Origin of the sequence: Enterobacter sp. 301B (genome assembly GCF_003850715.1) — a bacterium.
Lineage (GTDB): Bacteria > Pseudomonadota > Gammaproteobacteria > Enterobacterales > Enterobacteriaceae > Enterobacter > Enterobacter intestinihominis.
This window is the reverse complement of record NZ_PQTC01000052.1, coordinates 1-7,411: the sequence shown is the minus strand read 5'-3', so window position 1 is coordinate 7,411 and position 7,411 is coordinate 1. Positions and strand designations below refer to the sequence as shown.

The 7,411-nt window shown below is 46.3% G+C and carries 14 protein-coding genes; 11 read left to right on the top strand and 3 right to left on the bottom strand.

Annotation, left to right across the window (positions count from 1 at the left end):
- Positions 1–127: 127 nt before the first annotated feature.
- Positions 128–445, bottom strand: a complete 318-nt coding sequence (locus C3451_RS23845; protein ID WP_124304487.1) for a hypothetical protein — start codon at positions 443–445, stop codon at positions 128–130.
- The gene (locus C3451_RS23840) at positions 417–641 is read right to left on the bottom strand and encodes a helix-turn-helix transcriptional regulator (RefSeq protein ID WP_032666057.1); all 225 of its coding nucleotides are present in this window, start codon (positions 639–641) and stop codon (positions 417–419) included. Before C3451_RS23840 ends, C3451_RS23845 begins: the two co-directional genes overlap by 29 nt.
- A gap of 98 nt (positions 642–739) precedes the next feature.
- Between C3451_RS23840 and C3451_RS23835 the strand changes: the two genes are divergently transcribed.
- The 11 genes from C3451_RS23835 (at position 740) to C3451_RS23780 (ending at position 6,832) form a co-directional block, all read left to right on the top strand.
- Positions 740–1,408, top strand: a complete 669-nt coding sequence (locus C3451_RS23835) for a LexA family transcriptional regulator (protein ID WP_032625781.1) — start codon at positions 740–742, stop codon at positions 1,406–1,408.
- Positions 1,409–1,579: 171 nt separating this feature from the next.
- On the top strand, positions 1,580–1,795 hold the full coding sequence (locus tag C3451_RS23830) for a hypothetical protein (protein WP_063927978.1): 216 nt from the start codon (positions 1,580–1,582) through the stop codon (positions 1,793–1,795).
- The gene (locus C3451_RS23825; protein WP_047667549.1) at positions 1,792–2,010 is read left to right on the top strand and encodes a hypothetical protein; all 219 of its coding nucleotides are present in this window, start codon (positions 1,792–1,794) and stop codon (positions 2,008–2,010) included. Before C3451_RS23830 ends, C3451_RS23825 begins: the two co-directional genes overlap by 4 nt.
- A 61-nt stretch (positions 2,011–2,071) precedes the next feature.
- Positions 2,072–2,443, top strand: coding sequence for a S24 family peptidase (locus C3451_RS23820; RefSeq protein ID WP_240034230.1), 372 nt, complete (start codon positions 2,072–2,074; stop codon positions 2,441–2,443).
- 152 nt (positions 2,444–2,595) lie between these two features.
- Positions 2,596–2,784, top strand: a complete 189-nt coding sequence (locus tag C3451_RS23815; RefSeq protein ID WP_223259305.1) for a hypothetical protein — start codon at positions 2,596–2,598, stop codon at positions 2,782–2,784.
- Positions 2,777–3,142: a hypothetical protein gene (locus C3451_RS23810; protein ID WP_032666063.1), complete on the top strand. Its 366-nt coding sequence runs from the start codon at positions 2,777–2,779 to the stop codon at positions 3,140–3,142. The genes C3451_RS23815 and C3451_RS23810 overlap by 8 nt, the downstream gene beginning before the upstream one ends.
- Positions 3,135–3,347, top strand: coding sequence for a hypothetical protein (locus C3451_RS23805; protein ID WP_023150192.1), 213 nt, complete (start codon positions 3,135–3,137; stop codon positions 3,345–3,347). The genes C3451_RS23810 and C3451_RS23805 overlap by 8 nt, the downstream gene beginning before the upstream one ends.
- Before the next feature lie 293 nt (positions 3,348–3,640).
- Positions 3,641–3,952 carry a hypothetical protein gene (locus tag C3451_RS23795; protein ID WP_032666065.1) on the top strand — a complete coding sequence of 104 codons (312 nt, stop codon included), beginning with the start codon at positions 3,641–3,643 and terminating at the stop codon, positions 3,950–3,952.
- Positions 3,942–4,151 carry a hypothetical protein gene (locus tag C3451_RS24695; protein WP_000050710.1) on the top strand — a complete coding sequence of 70 codons (210 nt, stop codon included), beginning with the start codon at positions 3,942–3,944 and terminating at the stop codon, positions 4,149–4,151. Before C3451_RS23795 ends, C3451_RS24695 begins: the two co-directional genes overlap by 11 nt.
- Positions 4,106–5,278, top strand: a complete 1,173-nt coding sequence (locus C3451_RS23785; RefSeq protein ID WP_032666068.1) for a DUF3596 domain-containing protein — start codon at positions 4,106–4,108, stop codon at positions 5,276–5,278. The genes C3451_RS24695 and C3451_RS23785 overlap by 46 nt, the downstream gene beginning before the upstream one ends.
- A gap of 324 nt (positions 5,279–5,602) precedes the next feature.
- Complete coding sequence (locus tag C3451_RS23780; RefSeq protein ID WP_077948849.1) at positions 5,603–6,832, top strand: integrase domain-containing protein; 1,230 nt, start codon at positions 5,603–5,605, stop codon at positions 6,830–6,832.
- A gap of 136 nt (positions 6,833–6,968) precedes the next feature.
- Here C3451_RS23780 and C3451_RS23775 read toward each other — a convergent pair whose 3' ends face one another.
- The gene (locus C3451_RS23775; protein ID WP_240034231.1) at positions 6,969–7,214 is read right to left on the bottom strand and encodes a 3'-5' exonuclease; all 246 of its coding nucleotides are present in this window, start codon (positions 7,212–7,214) and stop codon (positions 6,969–6,971) included.
- Positions 7,215–7,411 lie beyond the last annotated feature (197 nt).

Genomic DNA, 7,411 nt, shown 5'->3' with positions numbered 1-7,411 from the left:
ATCCCCCCTTACCCCCCTTTCCCTCTTCCCCATAAAAACGTACTACTTCCCTAGTACATATGAGGAGTTGGGTCAGTTGGTTGCCAACCTGAACAGGCACCTTTAAGCCTGCTCTGTTCGGGTACCTTTAAACCCGAAACAATGAGGAGCGCGATTGCGATCCAGCCAGGGGAGGTTCGGCGGTATACCCCTGTAAAGCTCTGCCCTGATTTCTTACAAACAGGCGAAGCCTTGTGTTTGCTTCATGCCTTGCCCGGTTCTCCTTGCGGTAGGAAACGGGTTCAGCCTCGAACGTCTCCTGATACACAGCTGCATAACGCTGGATAGCTTTTTGTCGTGCAGTAGGTATCAGGCTAAGTAACTGCTGCTTAATCCACTCGGCATCAGCTTGTGAGTGGGTATCTGGCAGCAGTGCGTTATCGAAGTTGGTCTCCGGTATGTTCATCGGAAAAAACCTCATCCAGACTGGTTTCATATCCGAGCTGCTTAAAGGCGCTCACAATGCGTTTCCCAACTTCAATATCTGGGATTCGACGACCAGTTTCGTAGTGGCTAACGGCCCCTTGAGAGCTAGCGATCAACGCTGCCAGCTCACCCTGGGTCACTTTTGCTTTCAGCCTTAGGCTCTTAATACCGCTCATTCGGATAGTTCCTATCTAAATAATACATAACGTACTATACACACATAAAACAATAATACAAAATGGAAGTTGCTCAAAAAATACGGATTGTAATAATCATGTCTATGAAACAGAGATGGCAGGACCTGGCCAAATCCAGGATGAAAGAAGTCGGAATGACTCAAGAACAGCTAGCTGAAGCACTCGGTATGACACAGGGTGGGCTAGGCCATTGGCTGAACGGAAGACGTGAACCAAACCTGGAGGTCATAGCAAAAATTTTTAAAATTCTACAAATGCCAGGTTTTGTGGTTGACGCTGACGGCGCAGTGAGCGACGCAAGAGCTGATCATAATGTGTCATTTCACGCCATGAATGAATCGAAAGGAAGCTACCCCGTAATCAGTTGGGTCAGCGCAGGGGATTGGATGGAAGCAGTGGAGCCATATCATAGGCGCGCGATCGACCGCTGGTATGATACAACCGTGGAATGTTCAGAAGACTCATTCTGGTTAGATGTCAGAGGGGATTCGATGACATCGCCAGCCGGGCTTAGCATTCCTGAAGGCATGGTTATACTGGTCGATCCTCAGGTTGAACCCATCAACGGAAAGTTAGTTGTCGCTAAACTCGATGGGGATAACGAGGCCACTTTCAAAAAGCTGGTTATCGATGCTGGTCAACGATTCCTCAAGCCGTTAAACCCTCAATACCCGATCATTCCCATAAATGGTAATTGCCGTATTATCGGCGTCGTGGTCGATGCAAAAATAACCAACCTGCCATAGTGTACGAGCCGCGAAAGCGGCTTTTTTTATTCCCTCCGTCACAAAATCAAACAAAAAAACCTTAACAAACATCTAGATAAAAATTAATACATCAGATTAATCCGTTTTGTATTGACGATGGTTAATACGTTATGTATTGTTTAATCATCAACAAGCAAACGGAGCAGGAAGATGAGCACTCAACAATTGGTATCTGAAAATGGTCCCATCCACCAGCTAGCTATGGATATTGATCGCGTGGTAAACGTGCTTGAATATGCCGAATCTGATCCAGATACTGGCTATAAGCCAGCAGCCCTCATTCAAATTTGCATTAACCAATTAAAGAAAAATCTTTCAGTTATAAATCGCGAAATCGGGCATGATTGGCCGGAGAACAAACAATGATAACTGATACTGTAGTTCTCAATAAAGATGAAACAAGCTCTATGGTCATGAGTTGGGCGCACGATATAACTTGTTGTTCATCTTCATTATGGTTACTCCTTGAAAAAATGACCTCCGAGGAAGAAATAAGAGAACACGCATTAATTACTTTAGTTGTAAAAACATTAGAAGAAGTAAACGAACAAATAAATAACTTCGAAATTAAATCACTATAAATAAAAACAATTAATAAAACACCTTAAATGGTGTGACCAAACTCACCCTGAGGAAATGAAAATGCAAAATTCCGTCGCAATTAATCAGCCAGTTAAAACCCCTCAAATGCTGTTCGGATCTGACAACATCAATGACTTTGGCAACCGCGTACAAAGCTGCCGGATGGAAGGTGATTCAATGCAGTCGACCATCGAACCATGTGAGGTTGTGGCTTTCGTTGATTGCGGTGGACGTGCGCTTACCTCTGGCATTTATGTTTACACAATGGATGCTTTTGGTCGCCCATGCCTTTTCATTAAGAGAATTGAGCCATTAGCTGATGGCTCATTAAAAATCATCTCTGATAACCATCATTACGAAACTTTCATCCTTAATACCGATGAACAGAAAGAAATCAAAATTTACGGTCGGGTGGTGCTTCTTTGGCTGTGAGGCGCTTCGTATGACTTTCATCATTGATAAATCGGCATATAGAACAGCATGCCTTTATGCGGCCTGCGGTTACGAGGTAATCGCTCGACTTTACCTTAAAAAAGCATATGGACGGTAATTATGAGCATTTTAAAAGGCAGGATATTCAGGGTGTGAATATCAAAGCAGAACAGTTATCTGGTTTGTCGCAAACATTATATGAATATCACGACAAGCTCGACCGATTTCAACTTAAAACTCTATGTGCTCTGGTTTATGACCTGGCCGCTGAGATTCACGGATGGACCGAAAAGGAGGAAGAAATAGTTATGAGTTTGGAGGAAGAACAGCGCAATGGATAAATTAATAGAAACATATCGACGCCGAATACTTAAAGCCTCGTTATTACGCCACCAGCGTAAAACCGGAAGCACCTGCATCATTATTAATATGCCTAAGGGGGGAATAAACACCGTCGAATTAACAGAAATACTGCTTGATGGTCTGTTGAGACGATTCGAAAAGCTGGCTCTCAGTGAATACGGGAATATTGACGGCGTAAAAGCCATCAGAGGAATTTACAGCAACGCCGTAGATGTGAATGGCAGCGGTGAGTTCCTGACAGAAAGCGGAAAGGCATTAATCGACGAGCTCATTTCTGAGCTGGTTGAGTTTGCCAAGAAACAAAAATCAGTCACAGCGGAGACAAGCCATGAGTGATCAGACACCAATTATCACGCACGAACCAGTAAATATCGTGCTGACAATCGAGAACGGGAAAGTTATCCACGCGCGCCCGGTTCAGAACGGCGAGGTTACAGCATCGCTGGAGACTTTTTTATGGATGGCTGAACGCGCCGGTTACACGATCACCCCACCTGCAGGAGAGAAGGACAATGGCCCTGACAGCGATACGAATTCCTGAGTGGGTGCACCTGCAGGCGGTCCATGTCCTCCGCCAGTTCAGAGCCAGGCGGATTCATCCCTGCCGTATGCACGGCTCCGGAAACCTGAGCCTGAGGGTTAATCGCCGCTGGCGGCTGCTGTCCCGAGACGGCGGCCAGAACTGGGAAGTAATGAGCCATGAACTATACAGCAAACTGAAGGACAGAAAATGAAAGCATTCTTCCTTTCTCTGCTGTTTGGCCTGTTGCTGGTGGCCGTCGTGTTCGGCGCGCTGATTGAGTATAAATTTTTGATAGGTTTCTGAGGCATGCCATGAAAAAAGGTACCACTGAAATTATTGAACGCTGGACCCGTTTAGCGGTCGAGGCCAAAGAGCTGGGGCTCGCCACCATTCCCATCGATCCGGAAAACATGTTGATGGTGCTGGGGGATCTGCCGGCCAGTTCGGCTGAAAAGTCAGCCGATTACCAGAATGACTATCAGGCTGCGATCGACATTCTGCGCAAGAGAGCGGCCAGCGAACTTGATGGCGGTTTTAGAGCGCACCACAACGCACTTATCTATGCGGCAAATGAACTGGAAAATGCCCAGGCATTTGGGCGGGAGGTCAGTCATGAGTCTTGACTGTGTACCCCTTTCTACGTACTGCAGGGACGCGGGGGAAACGGTAGAAGCCGTTAACAAACGGATACAAAGGGGGTTATGGAAGGAGGGAGTACATGTATTAAAAGTCGATGGCGTTAAAGAACGCTGGATTGACTTAACGGAGGTTTCAAAGTGGGCAAGAAAGAACAAGGATCATTATCTCTCCCAAGAGGAGTAACCATCCGCCAGCATAAAACTGGCGACACTCTGGTTATCACTTTCACATACAAAGGGGTTCTGTGCCGGGAGCCCCTCTCCAAAATGGAAGCAAACGCGCGCGGTGTGAAGTACGCCGAGCGCCTGCTCGGGGAGATACAAAACCAGATCGTCAGTGGCACCTTTGAATATGCGAAATATTTCCCCAACTCCAAAAAGCTGGAGCTGTTCGGGGTGGTAAAGAAAACCAAAAACATAAAGTCTTATCTGGACGAGTACCTGAAAATCTGCCAGAACCGCAACCTGTCCCCGTCGACTATCAACGGTTATGAAAAATGCCTGTCGGCGCTTTCAGCTCTGCATAAACTCCACGTGTCAGAACTGACGCCAGCGGTCCTTAAAAACTGGATAGCCAGCCGGAAAACAAAGCTGAAAACGACCAGGAATAACCTTTCGTTTCTGCGCAGCGCCATCGATGAAGCTGTTACGGATGGCCTGCTGACCATTAACCCGGTAACCCTTGTCAGCGCCAGCCGGTACCACGTGATCGACAGCAGCCCGAGCGCCGACGATTACGAGGTTGACCCGTTCACGCCAGCGGAAACCCTCGCCATTTACCAGAGCTGCAGGTACCCGGAATGGGAAAACCTGTTCCGCTTTGCTTTCAATACCGGTCTGCGGAGCTCCGAACTGTGCGCGCTGCGCTGGACTGATCTCGACACCATAGCGAACACAGCTCACGTACAGGCGGCCAGTGTCGTAGGGGTACTCAAAGGCACCAAGACAAAAGCCGGTACCCGTAAGGTTGAGCTGAACAGTGAGGCGCTGGCTGCCCTGCAGGCGCAGAAGCAATACACCTTTATGAAAAGTGAGTTCATATTCAGCGATCCAAAAACGGGAGAACCCTGGGCGAACGCCGACGCGATCCGTAAAAAAGCATGGGTGCCGACCCTGAAAAAAGCTGGCGTGCGCTATCGTAACCCGTACCAGACGCGGCACACCTTCGCCACCAAGCATATTAGCCAGGGCGTTAACCTCTTCTGGCTTGCCGGACAGATGGGCCACAAAGGGCCGGAAATGATATTCCGCAACTACGGTAAATACCTGGCTGAATATGACGGTAAAACCGCGATTTCAGCCGCTCTGTAGCGGGGTAAATATTTCAAAATGTTGGACAGAATCAGGACGTTAGACAGACCTCAATATGCACGTAAAATGCACTCGAAGCCTGACACGGAGAAAATATTTTTTATTTTCAACGATTTATACTCATTTCAGACGCGAGTTCAACTCCCGCCAGCTCCACCAAATATTGATGTACTGAAGTTCAGTAAAGTCTACTAAGCCCGCACAGCACAAGCTCTGCGGGCTTTTTTACGTCTATTGTAGTCTAGCGAGAATTGCTGAGAACTACGAGTTATGGCACCCTGAATGGGACCCACTAAGAAGGGTCCAAAAACCGAGGGTCCCAAAATGGCAAAAATCGCTAAGAAGCTCACTGACACTGAAATCAAAAGCACCAAGCCAGCCGACAAAGAAATCAACTTGTTTGACGGTGATGGTTTGATCCTGCGAATCGCTCCTCTCGCAAAAGGAGGGAAGAAGAATTGGTATTTCAGATATGCGGTGCCAGTGAGTAAGAAAAGAACCAAAATGAGCCTTGGGACCTACCCTCACCTCACTCTGGCAAGAGCAAGAGCCTTGCGAGATGAATACCTTTCCTTGCTTGCCAATCGCATTGATCCTCAAGTCCATAACAACAATAAAGCTAATGCCTTAAAGAATGCTACTGAACACACTCTCCAAACCGTGGCAAGGAAATGGTTAGATGAGAAGGTAAAGACCTCAGGTATCTCACAAGACCATGCAGAAGACATCTGGCGAAGCCTGGAGAGAAATATCTTTCCCGGCTTGGGTAATGTTCCTATCAATGAGATCCGCCCCAAACTCTTAAAGCAACATCTCGATCCTATTGAGCAAAGAGGAGTCCTCGAAACTTTACGGCGAATCATTTCCCGATTAAATGAAATTTTTCGTTATGCTGCAACTGAGGAACTTATCGAGTTCAATCCTGCTGATAACCTTGGGCAACGGTTCAGTAAGCCGAAGAAACAGAACATGCCAGCATTACCCCCTTCCGAACTCCCCCGCTTCCTGGTTGCTCTAAACAATGCTTCTATCCGTTTAGAAACAAGGCTACTGATTGAGTGGCAACTTCTCACATGGGTTCGCCCTGGTGAAGCTGTTCGCACAAGATGGTCAGATATTGATATAGAAACCGGCATGTGGAACATACCATCCGATTTTATGAAAATGAAGAAGCCACATAAGGTCCCATTAAGTAAAGAAGCTTTGCGAATATTGGATTCAATGAAAGCCATCAGTGGGCACAGAGAGTGGGTTTTCCCCAGTATCAAAGCTCCACTCAATCATATGCATGAACAAACAGCGAATGCGGCCATAATCCGTATGGGCTTTGGTGGAGAGCTTGTAGCCCATGGAATGAGATCTATTGCACGAACGGCCGCAGAGGAGTCGGGTAAGTTCAGGACAGATGTCTTAGAAGCGGCCCTTGCTCACTCGAAGAAAGATGAAATAATTGCCGCATATAATCGCGCAGATTATCTCGCAGAACGAGTGGTTCTCATGCAATGGTGGAGCGGCTATGTGCAAGCTCAAAGGTTAAAAGCTTATGCTGCCTAAACAATTGACAAAGCAGAAAAGAAAATAAGTACTATATTTCCCCGTAGCAATAATACCAAAGTTATTGCTACCAAAGGGTACTTAAAGCTGTGGAGTGACCTGATATGGATAACCTTTTTGTGTCTTATGACCGCTTTCAGATATCAAATATAAATGTTTTTTTTGCACGAGACCCTATGACATATAAGAGCCTGCGAGCCACATAATTTTGATGTGCAGGGCTACAATCTATAATGTCATTCCAATTTGGTATTTTTCCATTTAATAGCCCGGTGCAAATAATGACATCGTACTCATCTCCTTTTGTCGAATGACAAGTCGTAATTTTAACTCCGCTTTTAAAATTAAAAAAAGAATGAAGATCATTTGCCCTATAGTTCATACTATATTTAGCCATTCGTTTTTTAGTAGCATCTATCAAGCAGATCATTTCTTTATAAGCATAGCTTTGATGACCTGCCCCCACGATTAGATACAACACTCAGTTAGTAACGTCGGAATCTTCATTCTCAGAATGACCCTTTCTCCAGCCCGCTGCAAATTCAGACGGTGTCTGATAATTCAGCGTGGAGTGCGGGC